Source organism: Streptomyces sp. NPDC047000, from assembly GCF_040644295.1.
GTDB lineage: Bacteria > Actinomycetota > Actinomycetes > Streptomycetales > Streptomycetaceae > Streptomyces.
This window is the reverse complement of the sequence record NZ_JBEYWE010000003.1, coordinates 189,967-209,165: the sequence shown is the minus strand read 5'-3', so window position 1 is coordinate 209,165 and position 19,199 is coordinate 189,967. Positions and strand designations below refer to the sequence as shown.

Annotated in this window: 20 protein-coding genes; 5 read left to right on the top strand and 15 right to left on the bottom strand. The window is 70.4% G+C overall.

What is annotated here, in order from left to right; all coding sequences use genetic code 11:
- Positions 1-179: 179 nt before the first annotated feature.
- Positions 180-611: a hypothetical protein gene (locus tag ABZ862_RS07355; RefSeq protein WP_360954503.1), complete on the bottom strand. Its 432-nt coding sequence runs from the start codon at positions 609-611 to the stop codon at positions 180-182.
- A gap of 111 nt (positions 612-722) precedes the next feature.
- Here ABZ862_RS07355 and ABZ862_RS07350 point away from each other — a divergent pair, with 111 nt between their 5' ends.
- Positions 723-1,118 carry a hypothetical protein gene (locus ABZ862_RS07350; protein WP_360953737.1) on the top strand — a complete coding sequence of 132 codons (396 nt, stop codon included), beginning with the start codon at positions 723-725 and terminating at the stop codon, positions 1,116-1,118.
- 281 nt (positions 1,119-1,399) lie between these two features.
- On the opposite strand, the gene ABZ862_RS07345 is transcribed toward ABZ862_RS07350, so the two are convergent.
- The 11 genes from ABZ862_RS07345 to ABZ862_RS07295 form a co-directional block, all read right to left on the bottom strand.
- On the bottom strand, positions 1,400-1,843 hold the full coding sequence (locus tag ABZ862_RS07345; protein WP_360953734.1) for a PIN domain-containing protein: 444 nt from the start codon (positions 1,841-1,843) through the stop codon (positions 1,400-1,402).
- Complete coding sequence (locus tag ABZ862_RS07340) at positions 1,840-2,106, bottom strand: CopG family transcriptional regulator (RefSeq protein ID WP_360953731.1); 267 nt, start codon at positions 2,104-2,106, stop codon at positions 1,840-1,842. Before ABZ862_RS07340 ends, ABZ862_RS07345 begins: the two co-directional genes overlap by 4 nt.
- Positions 2,107-2,406: 300 nt before the next feature.
- Positions 2,407-2,745: an XRE family transcriptional regulator gene (locus tag ABZ862_RS07335; protein WP_360953728.1), complete on the bottom strand. Its 339-nt coding sequence runs from the start codon at positions 2,743-2,745 to the stop codon at positions 2,407-2,409.
- On the bottom strand, positions 2,742-2,942 hold the full coding sequence (locus ABZ862_RS07330) for a type II toxin-antitoxin system RelE/ParE family toxin (protein ID WP_360954500.1): 201 nt from the start codon (positions 2,940-2,942) through the stop codon (positions 2,742-2,744). The genes ABZ862_RS07335 and ABZ862_RS07330 overlap by 4 nt, the downstream gene beginning before the upstream one ends.
- Complete coding sequence (locus ABZ862_RS07325) at positions 2,939-3,856, bottom strand: ion transporter (RefSeq protein WP_360953725.1); 918 nt, start codon at positions 3,854-3,856, stop codon at positions 2,939-2,941. Before ABZ862_RS07325 ends, ABZ862_RS07330 begins: the two co-directional genes overlap by 4 nt.
- Before the next feature lie 177 nt (positions 3,857-4,033).
- Positions 4,034-4,261: a Sec-independent protein translocase subunit TatA gene (gene tatA, locus ABZ862_RS07320; protein ID WP_360953722.1), complete on the bottom strand. Its 228-nt coding sequence runs from the start codon at positions 4,259-4,261 to the stop codon at positions 4,034-4,036.
- 90 nt (positions 4,262-4,351) lie between these two features.
- Positions 4,352-5,872 carry an LCP family protein gene (locus ABZ862_RS07315; RefSeq protein WP_360953719.1) on the bottom strand — a complete coding sequence of 507 codons (1,521 nt, stop codon included), beginning with the start codon at positions 5,870-5,872 and terminating at the stop codon, positions 4,352-4,354.
- A 538-nt stretch (positions 5,873-6,410) separates the two neighbouring features.
- The gene (gene mgtA, locus ABZ862_RS07310; RefSeq protein ID WP_360954497.1) at positions 6,411-9,077 is read right to left on the bottom strand and encodes a magnesium-translocating P-type ATPase; all 2,667 of its coding nucleotides are present in this window, start codon (positions 9,075-9,077) and stop codon (positions 6,411-6,413) included.
- A gap of 49 nt (positions 9,078-9,126) precedes the next feature.
- A complete protein-coding gene (locus ABZ862_RS07305) occupies positions 9,127-9,486 on the bottom strand; it encodes a metalloregulator ArsR/SmtB family transcription factor (protein WP_360953716.1) in 360 nt (119 codons plus the stop codon).
- Positions 9,487-9,664: 178 nt separating this feature from the next.
- Complete coding sequence (locus ABZ862_RS07300; RefSeq protein WP_360953713.1) at positions 9,665-10,051, bottom strand: hypothetical protein; 387 nt, start codon at positions 10,049-10,051, stop codon at positions 9,665-9,667.
- Positions 10,052-10,621: 570 nt separating this feature from the next.
- Positions 10,622-11,206, bottom strand: a complete 585-nt coding sequence (locus ABZ862_RS07295) for a TerD family protein (protein WP_360953710.1) — start codon at positions 11,204-11,206, stop codon at positions 10,622-10,624.
- Positions 11,207-11,746: 540 nt separating this feature from the next.
- Here ABZ862_RS07295 and ABZ862_RS07290 point away from each other — a divergent pair.
- The gene (locus ABZ862_RS07290) at positions 11,747-12,073 is read left to right on the top strand and encodes a helix-turn-helix transcriptional regulator (RefSeq protein WP_360953707.1); all 327 of its coding nucleotides are present in this window, start codon (positions 11,747-11,749) and stop codon (positions 12,071-12,073) included.
- 71 nt (positions 12,074-12,144) lie between these two features.
- On the opposite strand, the gene ABZ862_RS07285 is transcribed toward ABZ862_RS07290, so the two are convergent.
- Positions 12,145-12,948, bottom strand: a complete 804-nt coding sequence (locus tag ABZ862_RS07285; RefSeq protein WP_360953704.1) for a hypothetical protein — start codon at positions 12,946-12,948, stop codon at positions 12,145-12,147.
- A 731-nt stretch (positions 12,949-13,679) separates the two neighbouring features.
- On the opposite strand from ABZ862_RS07285, the gene ABZ862_RS07280 reads away from it, so the two are divergent.
- Both ABZ862_RS07280 and ABZ862_RS07275 read left to right on the top strand, forming a co-directional pair.
- Positions 13,680-13,883 carry a cold-shock protein gene (locus tag ABZ862_RS07280; RefSeq protein WP_053670392.1) on the top strand — a complete coding sequence of 68 codons (204 nt, stop codon included), beginning with the start codon at positions 13,680-13,682 and terminating at the stop codon, positions 13,881-13,883.
- Positions 13,884-14,094: 211 nt separating this feature from the next.
- On the top strand, positions 14,095-15,642 hold the full coding sequence (locus ABZ862_RS07275; RefSeq protein ID WP_360953700.1) for a DEAD/DEAH box helicase: 1,548 nt from the start codon (positions 14,095-14,097) through the stop codon (positions 15,640-15,642).
- Positions 15,643-15,854: 212 nt separating this feature from the next.
- Here ABZ862_RS07275 and ABZ862_RS07270 read toward each other — a convergent pair whose 3' ends face one another.
- Complete coding sequence (locus ABZ862_RS07270; protein ID WP_360953697.1) at positions 15,855-16,229, bottom strand: hypothetical protein; 375 nt, start codon at positions 16,227-16,229, stop codon at positions 15,855-15,857.
- Between the two features lie 651 nt (positions 16,230-16,880).
- On the opposite strand from ABZ862_RS07270, the gene ABZ862_RS07265 reads away from it, so the two are divergent.
- Positions 16,881-17,255: a MerR family transcriptional regulator gene (locus tag ABZ862_RS07265; RefSeq protein WP_360953694.1), complete on the top strand. Its 375-nt coding sequence runs from the start codon at positions 16,881-16,883 to the stop codon at positions 17,253-17,255.
- Positions 17,256-17,414: 159 nt separating this feature from the next.
- On the opposite strand, the gene ABZ862_RS07260 is transcribed toward ABZ862_RS07265, so the two are convergent.
- Positions 17,415-18,962, bottom strand: coding sequence for a hypothetical protein (locus tag ABZ862_RS07260; RefSeq protein ID WP_360953691.1), 1,548 nt, complete (start codon positions 18,960-18,962; stop codon positions 17,415-17,417).
- Between the last annotated feature and the right edge of the window lie 237 nt (positions 18,963-19,199).

Sequence of the window (19,199 nt, the reverse complement as noted above, 5' to 3'; positions counted from 1 at the left end):
CCAGCGCCGCCCGGTTCGGGTCCGCGCTCTGGCCTTCGTCCAGCGCGGACCGCCCCCGCCATCCCCATCGAAGGACAAACAGCGGCATTGTTGCCTCTCGTGGTCCAAGCCACCGCCAAGGACATCCGCTGGGGCGGACGCCCCGCAGCCACGGCCGCACGAGGATCCGGGCGCCGCAGTCAGTCCTGGCGACAGCGGGCAATGAGCTGTGCGCCATCAGCGGTGAGTAACCGCGGCATGAGCCGACGCAGCGCAGCCGCATGCTGACGGACACGCTTGAGCGTCGCTCGCCGGATCGGAGCCGAGCCGGGAACGTCTTGAGCGGGACCGCATCCGCTCAAGACGTACAACTCCTCCAGCCACACTCCCCTGGCCCTCACACCGTCCGATGCGACCGGGGCGACCAGCGTCGCCACCACGGGCTCGTGCCCGTCCAGGAACCAGACCTCCACGTCGAGACCGCTGCTGTGGAAGAGGAGTCCATCGTCAGTCTGCTCCGGGCCCGAGAAGCCTGCGTCCTCGACCAGGAACGCGAACTCGACGCCCGCTTCCGCCCGGAATGCCTCGGACAGATCCCCTTGATGCCCCATGCTTCGATACTCCGATGCCATCAGCACCGGCGGAAGACCTCAACCCGGCGAACCTTCGCGGTCACAGCACCAGGCCCGGCTCCAAGCCGACTTGGTAGCTTCGCTGGCATGGATTGGGGACCCTTCGCGAGTGTGGCCGCAGCTGTGATAGGCGTCGGCGGTGTCATTGTCGAGCGCCACAGGAGGGAGCCGCGCGGCCGTGAAAGGATCAAGTCAGACCTTGAGCTGCTGAACCTTCTGCCGTCAGACAGCCAGGTGACCCCCCTGCTCCGCACGCACATCGAAGACAGCATCCGACAGATGATCGAAGTTGAGGACGTCAAGCGGCGCGATCCCTTCGGTATCGCCCTTGCGATCGTCTTCATTTTGCTTGCAGGCGCTCTCATCACCACAAGCTTCCTGAACGGTGGCTGGTACTGGTGGCTCACCGTTCCGGGGGCAGTGACAGGGATCTTTGGTATCGCCGGCCTCGCTCAGGATGCGGCCAAGAGAACCCGTGATGAGCGGGGAAGACCCACGGTTGAGTAGACGCCCCTGACCGGCCCTTCCCTATGCGTTCGTGTGCTCGGTCCGGCTCGAACGGGATCCTGGATCGGCTGAGTCGGTCGACGCGCAGGCGCACGACGGACCGGGACGCCGCCCGTCTGCTGCCGGCGCCACCATGTCAGTGACTGGCTCCGACCTGCATCAGGCCGGCCCTCAGCTCGCTGTCCTGGGCGACGGTGGACGCCCGTTCTGCGCGGGCTTCGTGGTGGAGGGGTGCGTAAGTCCCTTTGTCGGAGAGGGCACTTGGCGGCCGGGGGTCTGCGTCAGAGGGGGAGGTCGTCGGGGAGTACCCGGAACGCCTTGTGGCGGCCCAACGGGCGTACGGCGCGGAAGTCTCGTCGGTCGAGGGTGAGGATCGCGTCCGTGTCGTAGTCGGCGGCGAGCGCCACGTTCACCGCATCGGCAAGGTCGAGGTCCAGCGCGCGGTAGCGGACACGGACGGACTGGGCGGCTCCCAGGTGCTCCTCCGTGATCTCCGGCATGACGACACGACCCCGGCTCATCCAGCGCCGTAGGTCGTCGACCGCGCTGAGGGCGGCCTCTCTGCCGAGCTCACGCGTCGCCACGTGATCCAGTTCGGCCAGCAGGAGCGGGGACATGATCAGCAGGCCCGCCGCCATGATGGCCTCGTTCGCCGCCCGGTGTTCGGGATGAGCCGAGTCCAGGGCTGCCAGAAGGCCGGATGTATCGGCGATGACGATGATCACGCGGCGGATCCGGAACTCGGGCCGGTCTCACGCCGGACGGCTTCGGCGACCGTGTCGCGGACCTCCGACGTGGAGAGCGTGCGGCCCGGCCCCTCGAAGGTGCGGGAGAACAGCGGCTCGTCCCAGACCCGGTTCGCCATGGCCGCAAGGTGGATGCCCTGGCGGATGATCTCGGCCTCGCTTATTCCTCGGCGCTTGGCGGCCTCCTTGATGATGGCCAGGTCCTCGGGGTCGGCGTAGACGTTGGTACGCTTCATGGACATGTACCAAGGGTAGTCCATGTACCAGATTGATGTATCTGCGCGATCCCGGTGCAGGTCAAGCCGACCACACGCGTCACCGTTGACGCCTCGCCCGAGCCGGACGCCGCAGGGAAAAGGTTCACCGTGACCGGGCGGGTCACACGGTGAGCCTGCAGTTTCACGGCAGAGGGCAAGTGTCCGATTCCCCGGGAGGTCGCGCGAGGAACACGGGGAAAGCCGGGGATCGACTCCCTCGGCCGACCCGGCGACAAGCGTGTAAGCAGCCGTGTCTCAACTCCACGGCATCTGGCGACAAGCTGCTCAGGCGACGGTGTACTCGGCATCCCCGAAATCTGCGACTACGCGCAGTCGACCGCCGAGTGCTTCCACGTAGGCCCGGAGGGTCACGACCTCCGCACGATCCAGCTCCCTGTGCTCGATCGCGGAGACCCGAGGTGCCAAGACCCCCATGGAGGCGGCCACTTGACGCTGAGTGACTGCCTGTTCACGCCTGACCTCCGCAAGCTTGTGAGCACGTACTTCGGCGGTCAGCCGGTCCATGGCCGCTTGCTTCTCCTGAGCCGACCGCACCGGCAACCCAGCGGCCGCGCGCCGATCGCGCGCCTTGCGCCTGGTTTCCTCCCAGCTCACGGCGCTCATTCGTACTCCCTGGTTTCAAGATCGGCCAGATGTTTCCGGTACCGCTCCTCAGCAAGCGGGATGTTCATGTCATACCAGCACTGCCAGTTCCCGGCCTTGTCACCGGCCACCAGTAATACTGCCCGGCGCACCGGATCAAAGGCGAAGAGGATACGAATGCCGTAGTGACGGTTCCTGACGGCGCAGGCGGCGGTCAGCGGGGGTCCCTGGTGGTCGGGAGCAGGGGGGCTGAGCGGGTGAGGTCGTGTTCCAGTGCTTCCAGGGCCTGGCGGGTGGCTGTGATGCGTTCCAGCAGGGCGCGGTGGTCCTCCGGGGGAGCGGCGGCGGGGACCGGGCGGGGGTCGTCCTGTGGTTCCTCCCGTTCCATCTCCCGGGCCTCGTCCAGCGAGGTGATGACCACGCCGATCAGGACGTTGACGAGGACGAAGGAGGCGATCAGGACGTAGGAGGCGTAGTAGACGAGGCTCCAGCGGGAGACCGCCAGGCCGGCGTGGACGGCGTCGCCGATGCCGTCCAGGGTCATCAGCAGGAACAGGGTGAGGACGGCTCTGCCGATGGAGCCGTAGTGCTTGGGGTCGCTGTGGCCGAAGAAGACCCAGCCGACCATGGCGTAGACGTACAGCAGGAGTGCCCCGACGAGCAGGAAGCTGAGCGTGCCGGGCAGGCTGCGGGCGACCGCGACCAGCACGATCCGCAGCTGTGGCAGGAAGCGGGCCGTGCGCAGCACCCGGGCCAGCCGCAGGAGCCGCAGCACGGTGGTGTTCTCGCGGACCAGGGGCAGGAACGCGCACAGCACCACCGCGAGGTCGAACAGGTTCCACGGGTCCTTCCAGAAGTCCCGTGGGCGGTCCGCGTACGCGCCGAGGCGCAGCAGGATCTCGGCGGTGAACACGGCCAGGCAGCCGTGCTCGGCCGGCCATAACCAGCGGTGCCACTCCTCGACGAGCCCGGAGTAGGTCTCCAGGCCCAGCAGGGCCGCGTTGAGGAGGATGACGGCGAAGACGCCGAGGGCGAACCAGCGGGCTTCCGTGAGGGCCCGGCAGCGGTGTGCCAGGTCCTGGCGGGTGGGTCGGGGCGCGGCGCCGGTCGTGCGGTGGTGCTGCTCGGGCATCCTGCTGTCGTGCTCCTCGGCTCTGCGGCTCTGCGGGGTGTCTGGCCGACGCTGCGGGGACGTCGGTTCGTCGGAGGGTCGTCTGACGGGCCGTCGGTCACCGGACGGCCGGTGAGCCGCCGTTGGGCCACGGCTTCGGCGGTGTGAGCTGCCGGCCCGCGCCGCCGGCCGCTCGGGTCACTCGGCCGAGGTGCGCTCCGTGGCGGGCGCGTTCTCCGGCTGGGCGGCGGAGTACCGCGCGGTGGCAGGGCCGTCGTCCTTCATGGCCCTGGCCTCGCTCTTGAGGATGCGCATCGACTTGCCCAGGCCGCGGGCCGCCTCGGGCAGCTTCTTCGAGCCGAACAGGACGATGATCACGACGGCCACGATCAGCAGGTGCCAGGGTTCCAGTCCGTTGCGCAGCATCCCTTACGCCTTCCTCTCGGACACCGGAGCCTTGCTTGCCGTGTTGCGCAACTGTACAACCCGGGGGCGATCCAAGGGGAGGGCGGTGTCTCAGCTGTCGGAGTCGGGTTTGGTGGCTGCCGCGGCGTATGCCTGGGACGGCGTCATGGGAACGCCGTTGAGGGCGACCGTCTTGTAGGGGCTCACCTGGGCGCAGTGCTTGCCCTGGTCGGCGGTGGAGACATGGGCGCCCGCCACCGCGGTTTTGGTGTCGGCCGGCGCGGGCGAGGAGGTGCCGCCCGGAAAGCTCGTGCCGCTGGGCCAGTCGCTGCCGATCACCAGGGTCAGGCCCGTTCCGGTGCCCTGCTTCAGGTGCGAGGAGGACAGGCCCAGCGCCTTGGCTGCCGTCCGGGCCTCGCCCTTCCGGCCGGTGCCGTAGGTGAGGGTCGTGACGGCTGCGGAGCTCGGGGCGTTGGCCGTGGTCGTCGCGGAGCTGAAGCCCTGGCCGGTGAGGGCGTTCGCCACGGTGGAGGCACGGCCCGTGATGCCGGTGCCGTTCTCCACCGTGACGGCGATCCGGGACGGGGGCACGGCCGAGGCGGTGGCAGTGGCGGTGGCGGCGGCGGCCGTGGATCTGCCGCCGGAGCCGGTGGACAGCGACTGGTCCCCGGCGATGGCGGCGAAGAGGCTCTTGGCACCGTCGGCCACCACCACGCGGTCGCTGTCGGAGGGGTCGGGAGCGGTCTGCATGGTGGTGAAGGTCATCCGCTTGGTGGGCACCTTGTTCACGTCGGCCGCGAGCCCGATGAGCTTCTTGACGCTGCCGAGGCCGTCGTCCACGGTCAGTGCCTTGGTGGCGGCGTCCGCGAGATCGTAGACCGCCGTCGGGTCGGTCAGGGTGCCCGCACTCTTGAATTTGCGGATCATCGCGCTGAGGAAGATGTGCTGCGTGAGCGTACGGCCGAGATCGCTGCCGTCGCCGAAGCCGTGCCGGGAGCGGACGAACTCCAGGGCCGTCTCTCCCTTGAGGGTGTGGGTGCCCTTGGACAGTTTCAGGTGCGAGTAGGTGTCGTAGACGTCGGCGCTGACGCACACGGAGACACCGCCGACCGCGTCGGACATCTTGACCACGCCCGAGAAGTCGAGCTGGACGAAGTGGTCGATGGGGATGCCGGTGAGCTGGTGGACGGTGGCCACCTGGCAGGCGGGGCCGTACTGGAGCGCGCTGTTGATCTGGCCGTGGTAGCCGGCCGTGGACGTACCGGTCGCCGTGTCCTTGCAGGCCGGGATGTCGGTCACGGTGTCGCGGGGGATGCTCATCACGGTGGCGTTGGAGCGGTCGGCGGATATGTGCACCACCATCTCCACGTCCGCGTTCCCGCTGCCGCTCTGCACGCCGGTCTTCGAGCAGCCGCCGCCGAGCTTGCAGTCCGCCGCGCTGGTACGGCCGTCCGAGCCCATGACCAGGATGTTGATCGGGGTCCGGCCGAACGCGTCCGCCTTCTCCGCACCGCCCTTGCCGTCGAGCGGGACACTGTTGATGTTGCCGTTCAGGTGCTCGTAGAACCACCAGCCGACGCCCGCCGTGCCCAGCACCAGGACGGCCAGACACAGGCCGGCGATCCGCAGCACCCGCCCGGCGCGCCCTGCCGGCCGGGTCCGGCGGCGTGACCGGGAGTCTGTTCGGGGGCGGGCAGCCGCCCGGCCCCGGCGCCGGGAGCCCGGCGGGCGCGTCCCACCGGGCTCCGCCTCGCGTCGGCCGGGGGTCCGGGTGGTGGAGGTGCGCGTGGCCTGACCGCCCGAGCCGTCCCCGGGGTCGCTCATTCCCTACTCCCATGAACGGCCGGCCCGTCAGCGTGGTCGTCCTGGGACGGCCGGAGCGTGCGCGGCGGTGTGCGGGCAGCCGGGGCAGGAGCTCACCGCGGTTGCATGATTGCGCAATCTAACAAACATCTGGGGATCGGGACACAGATCCTCCCGCGTTCCACACGGTCCGTGCAGAGCCTTTCGGCCCCGGCCGGGGCAGTACCGAACGGCGGTTGCGTCCAACGTACTTGCCGCCTCTCGGCCGTTGCGCAACTCGGCATCCGCACCGAGGAGTTCGAGCCTACTCCCGCGCCCGTCCCCGGTCTGTGCCGGCCGACGTGCGGCTGGCGGGGCGGGATCGGGTTCAGGGCCCTTGGGGGGCGGCGCCCGCGGCGAGCCGTCGCTCACCGCGCGACGCGGCCACCCGGAGCCCGGCCGCGTAGAGCAGGAGAACGGCACCGAGCAGCAGGTAGTACACCGCTGGAAGTCCGGTCAGTCCGAGCGGCGGGCCGAGCGGTGACGGCGGCAGCAGCAGGCCGATGACGGTGAGCACCGCGGCGGCCCGGCCCACGGGGCCCGGCCCGCGCCCCCTCGGGCCTGTGCCGGTCCGCAGGAGCAGCATCACCAGCGCCTGGGTGAGCAGGTTCTCGGTGAACCAGCCGGAGTGGAACAGCGCTTCGTCGTCCCCCGTTCCGGGGCCGTGCAGGGCGAGCGCGAGGACGCCGAAGGTGACGAGGTCGGCGACGGCGTTGAGCACGCCGAATCCGGTGATGAAACGCAGCAGGTCGGCTGGGCGCAGCACCATGGGGCGGTGCAGCACCGACGGGTGGGGGCGGTCGCGGGCGAAGGCGAGCTGGGCCGCGTCGAAGCACAGGTTCTGTGCCAGGACCTGGGCCGGGAGCATCGGCAGGAACGGCAGGAGGAGCCCCGCGGAGAGCATCGCGATCACGTTGCCGAGGTTCGAGGACAGCGTGACCCGCAGGTAGGTGGCGATGTTGCCGCCCGCGTGCCGGCCGGCTCCGACGGCCTGGGCGATCGCGGTGAGGTCCTTCTCGGCGAGGACCACGTCCGCGCTCTCCCGCGCCACGTCGGCGGCATCCCGCGGGGCGATGCCGACGTCGGCGGCGCGCAGGGCGGGCAGGTCGTTGACGCCGTCGCCCAGGAAGCCCACCGTGTGCCCGGCGGCCCGCAGTACGGTGATGATCCGGGCCTTGTCCTCGGGGGTGCAGCGGGCGAAGACGGTCGTACGGCGGACGAGACCGGCGAGTTCGGCGAGTTCGGCGGAGGCGAGACCATCGGGGCCGTCGAGGCGGTGGAGGCGGCCGAGGCGGTCGGCTGTGAGCACCGCGTCCCCGGCGAGGGGTATGCCGAGGTCGTGGCAGGCCCGGGCGGCCGTGCCCGGATGGTCGCCGGTGAGGATCTTGACGGTGACGCCCTGTTCGGTGAGGACGGCCAGGGCGTCGTCGGCGGTGGGCGCGAGTGCGTCCCGCAGGGTGATCAGGCCGCGGAAGGTGAGGCCGCGTTCGTCGGCCGGGGTGTAGTCACGGGCGCGCGCCGGGCGCTCGGCGACGGCGACCGCGAGGACGCGCAGACCGTCCTCGGCCTGCCGGGCGGCGAGGGCGGACAGCCGCGCCCGGTCGTCGTCGGAGAGGACGCAGCGTTCCAGTACGGTCTCGGCGGCGCCCTTGGTGACGAGGGTGTGGGTGCCGAGGCGGCCGGGGGTGCGGACGACGACGGTGGCCAGGCGGCGGACCGGGTCGAAGGGGACGGCCGCGATCCCGTCGTACGCCGCGAGGCGGTCCTCGTCGGCCGCGTCCAGGAGCGCTTCGTCGAGGGCGTCCGCGGCCGGCAGGTCGGCGAGCTGCAGGGTCCACCAGGCGTTCGCGGCGGCCCAGTGCAGGATCTCGGGGTCCTCACGCCCGTCCGGGTCCCAGGCGCGGTGGACGACCGGCCGGTCCTGGGTCAGCGTGCCGGTCTTGTCCAGGCACAGCACGTCCATGGCGCCCGTGTCGTGCAGCGCGGGCAGCCGTTTGACGATCACCCCGTGGGTGCGGGCCAGCAGCGCGGCGCCGCGGGCCAGGCAGGTGGTGACCAGTACCGGCATCATCTCGGGGGTCAGCCCGACCGCCACCGCGACGGCGAACGGCAGGGTCTCCAGGCCGCGCCCGCGCAGCGCGGCGTTCGCCATGAGGACCAGCGGCGGGGTGAGGAGCATGAACCGGATGAGGATCCAGGAGATGCCGTGCACGGAACGGTCGAACGCGCTCGCCCGCGGCCGACCGGTGCCGGGGCCGTGAGCGGCGGCGAACCGGGTGTGCGCACCGGTGGCGGTGACGATCGCGGTGGCGCTGCCGGAGGCCACACCGCTGCCCGCGAAACACAGCTGCGGCTGTCCGAGGACACCGGCCCCTGCGGGGTGCGGGCTGTCGTCGGCGTACTTCGCGACGGGGGCCGACTCCCCGGTCAGGGCGGCCTGGTGCACGGTCAGACCGCTCGCCCGCAGCAGGCGTACGTCCGCGGGGACCAGGTCGCCCGGCCCGAGCCGCACCACGTCGCCGGGGACCAGCTCGCCCACGGGCACCTCGCGGACCACGGGCGGCGCGGCCCCGTCCCCGTCGTCCGCGCGCCGCAGCACGGTGGCGGTGGCGGCGACCAGTTCGCGCAGCCCGGCCGTGGAGCGGTCGGCCCGGTGCTCACCCGACGCGCGCAGCACGCAGCTCACCACGACCAGGAGGAGGATCACCGCGGCGGTCCCCCAGGCGAGGACGGCTGCCGACACCAGGCCGAGGCACCCCAGCACGGCGGTGAACGGATCGCGCAGACTGCGGGCGAACAGCCTCGTCCACGATGCTTCACGCCTGGCCGGAACCGTGTTGTCGCCGAACGCTGCCAGCCGCTCCGCGGCCTGTGTCTCCGTCAGGCCGCGCGGGCCGCTGTCCAGCCGACGCAGCACCTCCAGCACGCTCGGCACCTCCAGCACGCTCGGCACGGCCGGCCCCGGGCGGGACCGGTCGGCGCCGGGGGCCGGCAGAGCCACGGGACCGGATGCTCCGGCGTCCTGCCCCGGGGCCGCAGTGGTCTCAGTCACCGGCCTCGCGCAGTCGGCGGACCGGCGATGCCTGGTACGACCGCGCGGTCAGCTGTCCGACCATCACGCGCACCACGGTCACGATGTCGGGGTCGTCGACGTAGTAGACCTGTCGGCGCCCCTCACGTCGCGAACGCACCAGCCCCGCGAGTTTCAGCTTGGCCAGGTGCTGGCTGACCGCCGGCAGGGCGCCGCCCACCCGGTCGGCGAGGCGGGTGACATCGCTCTCGCCCTGGGACAGCGCCCACATCAGATGCAGGCGGGCCGACGAGGCGAGCAGACCGAACGCCGCGGCCGCCTCGGCCAGGACTTCGGCGGACGGATCTTCGAAGCCACCGACGTTCTCCGCCACAGTCCTCTCCCGTTCCGACCGCAGCACGGCCGCCGCTCATGTGCCCGCCCAGTCTAGGGGCGACGGGGAAGGCCCCTCATCGGCTGGATCGTCCTCGGGCCGGTCCCCGGCGCCATCGCCGAGATCCTCGCGCAACGGCCGCGGCGGTGCGGAAGTCACCGTGCGCGGCCCGGCCGTCTCATGCGTTCGGCGTCACCGGCGCACGGCGCGGTCTCCCCGGCCCCCCCGGACGTTCTCCCTCGATACGGGCGAGCAGAAAGGGCACCATTCCCCTTTCCAGCAAGGCCAGTTCCGCAGCCTGCTGTGCCTGTGCCGTCTTCGCGCCGGCGTCGCGTGCGGTGCTGTCCTCACCGAGGGAGCGGTTGCGTTCGGCCGTCACCGACCGCCAGATCAGATCACCGACCACGGCCCCGGCGGCCACCGCGCCGACGAGAAATCCCGCCGTAAGAAGGCAGTCGCCCACATAGGGGCGCCCGTCGAGGACGCGCAGGCCGTATCCGGTCGGCAGAAGGACACCTGCGACCACTGCCGGCAAGCCCGGTACGAGGATCGCCGACCTGAGCACGCTCCCTCCCGCACCGCACGTCCCCCCTCCCGGGTGTTCGCCGGCCTCCGGCCGGTGATCACACCCGGCGACCGCGGGCCGGGCGTCCTGACAGTCCTGGCACCCGACGGCCGTCGCGGCGGTGATGACGGCATGCGCCTGAAGCGCCTCGGCACGCAACCGCTCACGATCCAGCGACCCGCCGGTGCGTTCCAGCGCGCTCGTGACCTGCCGTGAGTCCAGGGCCTGATCGAGGACACGCCGGAACGGGACACCGGCCTCTGCCTGTGACGGTTCGGGACCCGTCATGTGTCTCCCGGTGAGCTGGAAGCCTTCGCGGTGCCCGCAGTGCGTGGAACGCCCGCGCCGGACTGCGGGGGAGGAGTGAGGAGTGAGGAGTGAGGAGTGGCGAGTCTAATGCTTCGCGGCTTGCGCAATCCTGAAAGGCTTGACCGGTGGCCGGGCGCCCGCGAGGACCGGCGCCGGCTCGCTCGCAGAGTGGCCCTGTGACGGGCGGCCTGGGCGCCCGCCACATGACGGGCACCCGGGCCGGCGGGGTTCGGCCGGCCGTGGGCCGGGCTCGCAGGCGTGCTACTTGCTGATGGCGAAGCGCATCAGGGCGTGCTCGTCGCCCTGCTTGATCTTCCCCGTCACGTTGATCACCTCGAGTTTCCAGCTGCCGCCGACCCGCATCGCCTTGGCCACGGCGCAGCCGTTGTCCTGGGTCAGCAGGCTCGGCCAGATGTCGGCGACCTGCTGGGTGCTGCCGCCGGTCGCGTCGTAGACCTTGAAGCTGATGTTGCGCGCCTTCTGGAAGGAGCTGCCCTTCTTGTACGCGGCGGCGACGAACACGATCGACGTGATGTGCGGCGGTATACGGGCGAACTCGACGGTCACCGTCTCGTCGTCGCCGTCCCCGTGCCCGCTCTGGTTGTCGCCGCTGTGGACCAGCGAGCCGTTGCCCATGGGGTCGAGCGAGTCGAGTCCCGCGAGGCGCACCGGGTCTGCGCCCTGCATGGCGATGGCGATCAGGTCGAGGTCCGTGCCCTGCCTCTGGCGGAGCTTGCCCAGCACGCCTCCGCTGCTGCCGACCGTGGGGTCCCAGGACGCGCCGATGGACAGATGGGTCACCCCGTCCAGGTCCGCCGGGCCGTCTTCCTTGGTGAGCGTGATCATGTCTGGGACATCCCTTTCCCGAAGATTGCAACAAACAGAGTGTGCCCTCCACATTGTTGATTTCATATGACGGGCCTGCACCGAACCGGCTGCATCGGTAACCGGCTGCATCGGTGCTGCCGTCTTCCGCCCGGCCCGTCGCCCGCCCAGGCCGTCGCCCGCCCGGCCGGGCAGCACCTCCGTCCCCGTACCACCACGGCCCTGTCGGTCGGCGGTCACTTCGACGTCCGCACTCGGTGGCAGAGAGGGTTACGCGGCTTGCCCCCGCCTTCAGCACAGTGCGGTCCGAGCCTGGTCCCAGTTCCTCAACGAGCGCGTGCCGCGGCGGAGGCGCGGCCACCGATGGAGTGACGTACGGAGCAGGCCCAGACGCGCCGCTGGACAGGTAAAACGCAGGTCAGGGTGTTCCCGAAGGACCGTGCGAGGAAGATTGGGCCAGGTTTTTCGGGGAACCAAGTTTTTAGCTACAGCTAAAGGTGGCATTCTGGGAGTAGGGCAACGACCGTTGCCCTGAGCAGACTTGGGGGTTACTCCGTGAGCATGTTCGCTCGCAGTGAGAGCAACACCGACTTAGCGGCTGCCCAGCTGGGCCGGCAGGCCACCGCGTCCCTCGCCGGCCTTCTCGCGGGCCTGAACACGTCCCGTTCGGACCTGGCCAAGGCCATGGGCGTCAGTCCGGGACGCGTCAGCCAGATCATGTCCGGAGACGCCAATCTGACGGTGCGTACGCTGGCCGCCGTCGCGGAGGCGCTCGGAGCCGGCGTCGAGATCAGGTTCTACACCCATCCGCAGACCCCGGACGGGCAGGACGACGGCAGCGAGGCCCAGTCACCGGCGCACGAGAGCAGCCTCGTCTCGCGGCTCTAGGTGTTCTGTCCGGTAACCCGTTCCCGCCCGTGCGGACCTTCCCGCCCGTGCGGACCTTCGGGCGGGAGGCACTACCGCTGGTTGCGGACGCGGCGCAACCAGCGCCACCGTGACGGGGCCGCGCCCCCGCGGAAGGCGTCATTGGGAATGATCTTCGACCGCAACTCCTCGAGTGCGGCCTGTTCCGACTTCCGGCCGTGCCGGTAGGCGAGGAGGAGCAGGTGCCCGCACCTCGCACGTGCCTCTCCCAGGGCGCTCCGGCACTCGAACACCTCCCGCTCAGTGGGTTCTCGCCGGTCCCAGCGTGAGTGGACTCCGCACGCCTGGTCGGTTCGCGTCTGCACCTCCAGGGCCTTGTCTATCGCCTGCTGTGCTTCTTCGTAGGCGGTGTTGATCGCTTTGAGCTGCGCCGCCTGCTGGTGCCGCTCCCGCAGGAACTGCCACACGTCATGGGCCAGCAGGCGCAGCTGGGCCGACTGCTCGACGCCGTCGGTGAACTCCTCGCACCAGCTCAGGCCGTCGGTGTGGATCCGGTACTCGAGCCGCTCCATCAGCCAGGCCACCCCGAGGGTCATCAGCTTCACGTACGGCTGTGTGGTCTCGTCCCGCTTCCTGCGGGGCAGCGCGGTCGCCCCCATGCCGAAACCGACCGCGGCCGGGGGAACCTTGGCCAGATGCGGCAGCAGAAATCCCGCACCGACCGCCACACCGCACATCAGCGCCACCACCGACAGCGCCAGGCCGACCGACCAGCGGCTGCCCAGCAGCCTGCCCTTGCCGCTGAAGTGACGCAGCAGACCGAACCAGGCCACACCCGCGCACACCGCGGCCGGTAACACGAAGGCAGTCCACCAGGTCTGTTGATACCAGCTCATCAGCGGCCCCACGCTCACGCACGGACAGGACAGGACCGACGCCAGCGAGCAGAGGTGAGGCGGGCTCCCCCTCGGCGTGTACGCGCCCAGCCCTTTCGCGGCAGCCCTCCACACAGACCACAGCGAGCGACCACGATGATGTCACCCACTACCGCACCACTGGGTCACTTCGGCCAACAATCAGCCACCCCCGCACCGGTGGAACGGCCACGCCCGTTCACACGGCGGCTGCCGCGCCAGGGCCGGTGAGGCGCACGGGCGCTCCCTCTCCCTTTCCGCGGGCCTTTCCCTTTGCCGACGGCTCGGGATCTTTGCCGACCGCCCCGGATCTTTGCCGACGGCTCCAGGGCGCCGACGTGTGGTTCTCGTCTCCTTTCCGGGAACCGGTGCTCGCGTCGGCTTCCCGGCCCGCTGATCGGCGCGGAGGGCGTGCACCCGCCGTCGCACCAGGTCACAGGGCTGCGGACGGAAACAGCCGACGAGAACACCGTGCCCCCGGAAAGCAATATCTGTGGTCGCAGCGTAAGAATTCGACGCGGCGCCCGATGAATATTCCTGCGAGCACAGGCGGTCCAGAATTATCTTCCCCGCAGGGCCGACACCGGCATGCTACTGTCGTCATCAGTTGCAGGTGTGGTTGCCAGAAGGTTTTTCCGACGGCTGATCATCACGGCGACACGGAATGCGCACAGGGCTCATTCCTGACACCGTTCCCCGTAAGGAGAAACATCATGGCCACAGGCACCGTGAAGTGGTTCAACTCGGAAAAGGGCTTCGGCTTCATCGAGCAGGACGGCGGCGGCCCCGACGTCTTCGCCCACTACTCGAACATCGCCACCCAGGGCTTCCGTGAGCTGCTGGAGGGCCAGAAGGTGTCCTTCGACATCGCCCAGGGCCAGAAGGGCCCGACGGCCGAGAACATCGTTCCCGCCTGACGCACCGGCACCGACGCGTACTTCGCAGCTGGGGCCCGCACCTTGGGGTGCGGGCCCCAGCTCGCTTCATTTCCAGTCATTCCCGGTAATTCCCAGTCATTCCCAGGGTGATTATCCCCTGTCGTCCACGGCCCGTTCTCGCAATTCTCTGCACCGCTCGATCTGCTGCGGAAAATTCCTTGATACGCGCCCGCATCGAGGAAGGTTCCGCTTGAACCCCACACGTACCACCCGCGGCCGCACCGGTCGCCCGGCCGACCGCTTCGGTGGGAATTCCGCGGCCGGCCGCTCCTTCGCTCCGCGCCGCTCCGGCGGTCACGGCGGCAACCGCCAGCGGACGCAGGGCGAGTTCGCCCTGCCGAAGACGGTCACACCCGCGCTGCCCGCCGTCGAGGCGTTCGCCGAACTCGCCATGCCGGCCCCGCTGCTGGCCACGCTCGGCCAGGAAGGCGTGACCGTACCGTTCCCGATCCAGGCGGCGACCCTGCCGAACTCCCTGGCAGGCCGTGACGTACTCGGGCGCGGGCGCACCGGATCGGGCAAGACCCTCGCCTTCGGCCTCGCGGTACTGGCCCGTACGGCGGGCCGCCGTGCCGAGCCGCGCCAGCCGCTGGCCCTGGTCCTCGTACCCACCCGCGAGCTGGCCCAGCAGGTCACCGACGCGCTCACTCCCTACGCCCGCGCCGTGCGGCTGCGGCTCGCCACCGTCGTCGGCGGCATGTCCATCGGCCGGCAGGCCGGTGCGCTGCGCTCCGGCGCGGAGGTGGTCGTCGCGACGCCCGGCCGTCTCAAGGACCTCATCGACCGGGGTGACTGCCAGCTCTCCGACGTCGCCGTCACGGTTCTCGACGAGGCCGACCAGATGACCGACATGGGCTTCATGCCCCAGGTCACCGCCCTGCTCGACCAGGTACGCCCCGGGGGCCAGCGGATGCTGTTCTCGGCCACGCTGGACCGCAACGTCGACCTGCTGGTCCGCCGCTATCTGACCGACCCGGTGGTGCACTCCGTCGACCCGTCGGCCGGTGCCGTCGCCACGATGGAGCACCACGTGCTCCACGTGCACGACACGGACAAGTACCGCACGACCACCGAGATCGCCGCCCGGGACGGCCGGGTCATCATGTTCCTGGACACCAAGCACGCCGTGGACCAGCTGACCAAGCACCTGCTGAACAACGGTGTCCGCGCCGGGGCCCTGCACGGCGGCCGGTCCCAGCCGCAGCGCACCCGGACCCTGACGCAGTTCAAGGACGGTCACGTCACGGTCCTGGTCGCCACCAACGTCGCGGCCCGCGGCATCCACGTCGACAGCCTGGACCTGGTCGTCAATGTGGATCCGCCCAGCGACCACAAGGACTACCTGCACCGTGGCGGCCGTACGGCCCGCGCCGGGGAGTCCGGCAAAGTCGTCACCCTCGTGACCCCCGGCCAGCGCCGCGGCATGAGCCGGCTGATGGCTTCCGCCAGCATCACACCGCACATCACCGCGGTCCGTTCGGGCGAGGCGGAGCTGAGCCGCATCACGGGCGCCCAGGCGCCCTCCGGTGTGCCGGTGGTCATCACCGCGCCCGCCGCGGAGCGGCCCCGCCGCACCTCTTCGCCGTCCCGGAGCCGCCGGAGCCGTACCGGTCAGGGCCGTCCTGCCGCTCAGGGCCGTCCCACCGGTCAGGGGCGTCCTGCGGGTGAGGGTCGTCCCACCGCCGAGGGGGCTCGCCGCAGGACACAGCGGCGGACCGGTGACGGCTCGGCCGTGTAGGCCGGGGCAGGCGACGCCCGCAACCGTCGCCTCGCCGCGAACAAACGGGCGGGAAACCGCCCTCAGGATCCCGCTGGGCCCTGCCGACGCGCGTCGGCAGGGCCCAGCGCCGTGTCGGGTCCTCGCACCACCCCACCGGCCGGACCGCGGGACGCACGACGCGGGCCTCACCGGCCGGACCGCCCGGCGCGGGCAGCGGTCTCAGGACCGGCTCACCGGTCGACGTAGCTGAGCTCCCCCACGGTCCATGCGCTGACGTCCTTGATCGCGACCCGGTACATACCGCCCGTCTCCGGGATGCCGAGGCTGCCCTGCAGGATCCGGGCGAGATGGAAGTGCAGATGCGTGGGCGCCTCGCCGCGTCCCGGCCGCTTCTCGCGCGGCCCGCGGGCGAAGAGGTCCGAGAACGGGCCGAGACGGTCCGACGCCTTCAGCACCTCCGCCACCCGCTCCCTCCACACGGCCTCGGGAGCCAGCCGACCGGTGATCACGGCACCGCCGACGACCACGGTCAGCGACATCTGATTGCTTCGTTCGGACTCCACCGCCGCGGAGATGGTGACGAGCAGCTCATCAGGGTTCGACATGACAGCTGAGCATATGCGGCCCGCCCGCGTCCGGGCGGCCTGCGGGGCTGACGCGGGCGCCCGCACGGCGGGAGACAGCTTCCGCACCCCGGGGAGGACCGGATACCGCAGGGTTCTTCCTCCCGCAGAAGAGTGAAATCTGCTCCTACCGAGGTAGCTTTTCGCGCCTGATGTGGGTACGGTTCTTCTCGTAGACGCGGTCGAACGAGACCCGCCAGACACGAACTGGCGGATGGCTGTAACGCAGTACGCAGGTCAGTGCGGCTCTCGAGCCTCGAAGCCACAGCGTCACCGGAACGGTGACGGGACTGGGAGCCGCACCGGGCGGCTCGCACGTCGAGGAGCTGCCGACAGCAGTACCGGTTCATCCAAGAGGTTCACGCAAGAGATCGGTCCGGAGAGGAACGGAGGAGCAGACGCCATCAGGATCGCCCGGCCCGGGGAACACTCGGCCCGGGTACCGCAAGACCCCAGAACGGATGGTGGTCCCCGGTCACGCAGCTGCGATCCCCCGCTCCGCCCTGCCGGGCCGGGTAGCGGAAACAGAAGGTCGGCAGAGCAACAGGGCCGACAGATGGTGTTGAATTTCCTTCGGGGCCCTGGTGCCGTACGGCACCAGGGCCCCTCGACGCGTTCGCACAGCGAGGTGACATGACATCGGACCGCCCGTTGAATGATCGTCTGGACGACGACGACTACCCGGCGTACACCATGGGCCGGGCCGCCGAGATGCTCGGCACCACCCCAGGCTTTCTGCGAGCCATCGGCGAGGCTCGCCTGATCACTCCGCTCCGCTCGGAGGGAGGACATCGCCGGTACTCCCGCTACCAGCTGCGGATCGCCGCACGCGCCCGCGAACTCGTCGACAAGGGAACCCCGATCGACGCCGCGTGCCGCATCGTCATCCTCGAGGACCAGCTCGAGGAAGCGCAGCGCATCAACGCCGAGTACCGCCGAGCCGCCGGCGAACCGACGGCCGGCTCCACCCCGGGCCCCCGCCCCGGCTCGGGCTCCAGCTCCGGCTGACCACGCGGGCGGCTCCGCACCCGGGTCCGGCTCCCTGCCATGCCGTGCCTGCCACGGCTGCCGTATCCGCCACGGCTGCCGGCCGGATGAACGGCGGACCGCCCATCCGGTGCGCCTACGCAGCCCGCGACGGCCCCGAAGGGATCGGAAGAGGCGGGTTCAGCCGATCGCGTACGCCCGGTACACCGTCTCCACCGAGCGGTCCCCGGCGGCGTCCTTCACCTCGGAACGCAGGGCGACGGCGCCCGAGGCCGGGTTGTGGACGGATGCCTGCCAGGTCGAGCCGGAGTGCTTGACGGTCACCGCCTTCCAGGTCTTGCCGCCGTCGGCGGACGACCAGACCCGGACGGACTTGGCGGTCACCTTGGTGAACTTGTCGTCGGGGCCCTGCGAGCCGCGCCCGGCACTCACGTCGACCGTCGTGGTGCTGTTCGGTGCGGCCTGGTTACGGGTGTTCAGCCCGGCGGGCAGGAAGCGGGTGAGGAAGACGGGCGTGACCATCGGCTTGGCCGGGTCGGCCTTGAAGCCCCAGTCGAGGGTGATGCGCGACGACAGCATGCCGGCGGGGAACGTGATGCCCGGGTGGTGGCGACGGGCGTCGACGGTCAGGTGGTACCAGCCCGCCGAGCGGATGCCCGCGGAGAACTCGTCGTCGGACGAGCCCCAGTTGGTCAGGGTCTTCTTCTTGATGACGGTGCCCCCCTTGGTCAGGGCCACCGTCTCCTTCGTCGGGTCGGCCCCGCCGGCGCCGACGTCGGGGTCGCCGATCAGGGCGTCCGGAATGAAGTGGACGGACTTGTTCCTGACCGTCGGCAGGTAGTGCAGCGGACTCCACACGGCCCGGCCGAAGGACTGGGTGACGCTCTGCCCCGCCGTCAGTGTCCTGGCCTTCGGGAAACCGCCGCCGACGTGGTCGCCGTTGTCCGCGAAGATGTCGTCGCGCGGCTGCCAGGTCCCCGGCGTCACATGGACGGTGGCGCTGTACGGCGCGCTGTCGGAACCGACCCCGGCCATCAGGTCGGTCGTGCAGTCGTCGGTCTTCGGCGTCGCCTGGAGCGCGGTGTAGTTCTGCCGGGCCATCTGCGTACCGCTACGCACCGAGAAGCGCATCGTCGCCAGTTTCGACCGCTTGAACGCCCCGCCGGGCGCCGCCGGGATGCCCGTGGTGTTCTTCACGGCGACATAGCCGTCGTTCCCCGACCACCGCGCCAGGTAGCCGAACTGGAGCAGCTTGGAGGAGTTCGGGATGGCGTAGAGGGCTCCCTCGTCGTTCCAGCCGCCCACACTGAAGGCGGAGGGCATGGTGCTGACGGTGGCGGCGCACACCTGCGCGCTGATGCGCGGCGGGTCGGTCACGTCGGCGGGCGTGTCCAGCGACACCTTGACGGCCTTGCCCTTGCGGGCGTCGAGGGTCACCGACGTGCTGCCCGAGACCTGCACGACCTGCGCGCCGATGGTGTCGGTGCCCAGACCGTCCGTGGCGCTCTCGTAGATGTCGGTCATCGCGAGGTAGCGTCCCGACGGCAGGCTGATCCGCTTGCCGGACTTGACGCTGTACGTCTGACCGGACGGCACGGCGACGACGGTGACCGTCGTCGCCACCTTGCCGCCGTGCCGCCCCAGCGTGGTGACGGCCAGCGACGCCGACGCCGCCTGCGCGGACGTGGCGGAAACGGCGGTGGCGACCAGCGGCAGCAGCGCGGCCACACCGGTTAAAGCGAGCGATCTCCGTCGCACCCTCATCAATTCCCCAACTCCCCTTCACGGCCCTCGAATTCGGCCAATCCTAGCCATGGCACGGACATGACGGATCAAGGGGGAGACACGCCCGGTCGAGCCGTGCCGAACACCTTGCGCGACGTCGACCGAGCCGTCCATCACACTGTGTAGTCACTCCAAAGGGGGAGATTAAAAAGCGGAAGCGGGCGGGGGCGGGTGGCATGG

What these genes read in the sequence shown, in the direction of transcription:
- ABZ862_RS07355 (WP_360954503.1), bottom strand. Translation starts at nt 611, where the DNA reads ATGGCATCGGAGTATCGAAGCATGGGGCATCAAGGGGATCTGTCCGAG.
- ABZ862_RS07340 (WP_360953731.1), bottom strand. Translation starts at nt 2,106, where the DNA reads ATGTCCATGAAGCGTACCAACGTCTACGCCGACCCCGAGGACCTGGCC.
- ABZ862_RS07335 (WP_360953728.1), bottom strand. Translation starts at nt 2,745, where the DNA reads ATGAGCGCCGTGAGCTGGGAGGAAACCAGGCGCAAGGCGCGCGATCGG.
- ABZ862_RS07325 (WP_360953725.1), bottom strand. Translation starts at nt 3,856, where the DNA reads ATGCCCGAGCAGCACCACCGCACGACCGGCGCCGCGCCCCGACCCACC.
- tatA (WP_360953722.1), bottom strand. Translation starts at nt 4,261, where the DNA reads ATGCTGCGCAACGGACTGGAACCCTGGCACCTGCTGATCGTGGCCGTC.
- ABZ862_RS07295 (WP_360953710.1), bottom strand. Translation starts at nt 11,206, where the DNA reads ATGATCACGCTCACCAAGGAAGACGGCCCGGCGGACCTGGACGGGGTG.
- ABZ862_RS07290 (WP_360953707.1), top strand. Translation starts at nt 11,747, where the DNA reads ATGTTCGCTCGCAGTGAGAGCAACACCGACTTAGCGGCTGCCCAGCTG.
- ABZ862_RS07285 (WP_360953704.1), bottom strand. Translation starts at nt 12,948, where the DNA reads ATGAGCTGGTATCAACAGACCTGGTGGACTGCCTTCGTGTTACCGGCC.
- ABZ862_RS07280 (WP_053670392.1), top strand. Translation starts at nt 13,680, where the DNA reads ATGGCCACAGGCACCGTGAAGTGGTTCAACTCGGAAAAGGGCTTCGGC.
- ABZ862_RS07270 (WP_360953697.1), bottom strand. Translation starts at nt 16,229, where the DNA reads ATGTCGAACCCTGATGAGCTGCTCGTCACCATCTCCGCGGCGGTGGAG.
- ABZ862_RS07265 (WP_360953694.1), top strand. Translation starts at nt 16,881, where the DNA reads ATGACATCGGACCGCCCGTTGAATGATCGTCTGGACGACGACGACTAC.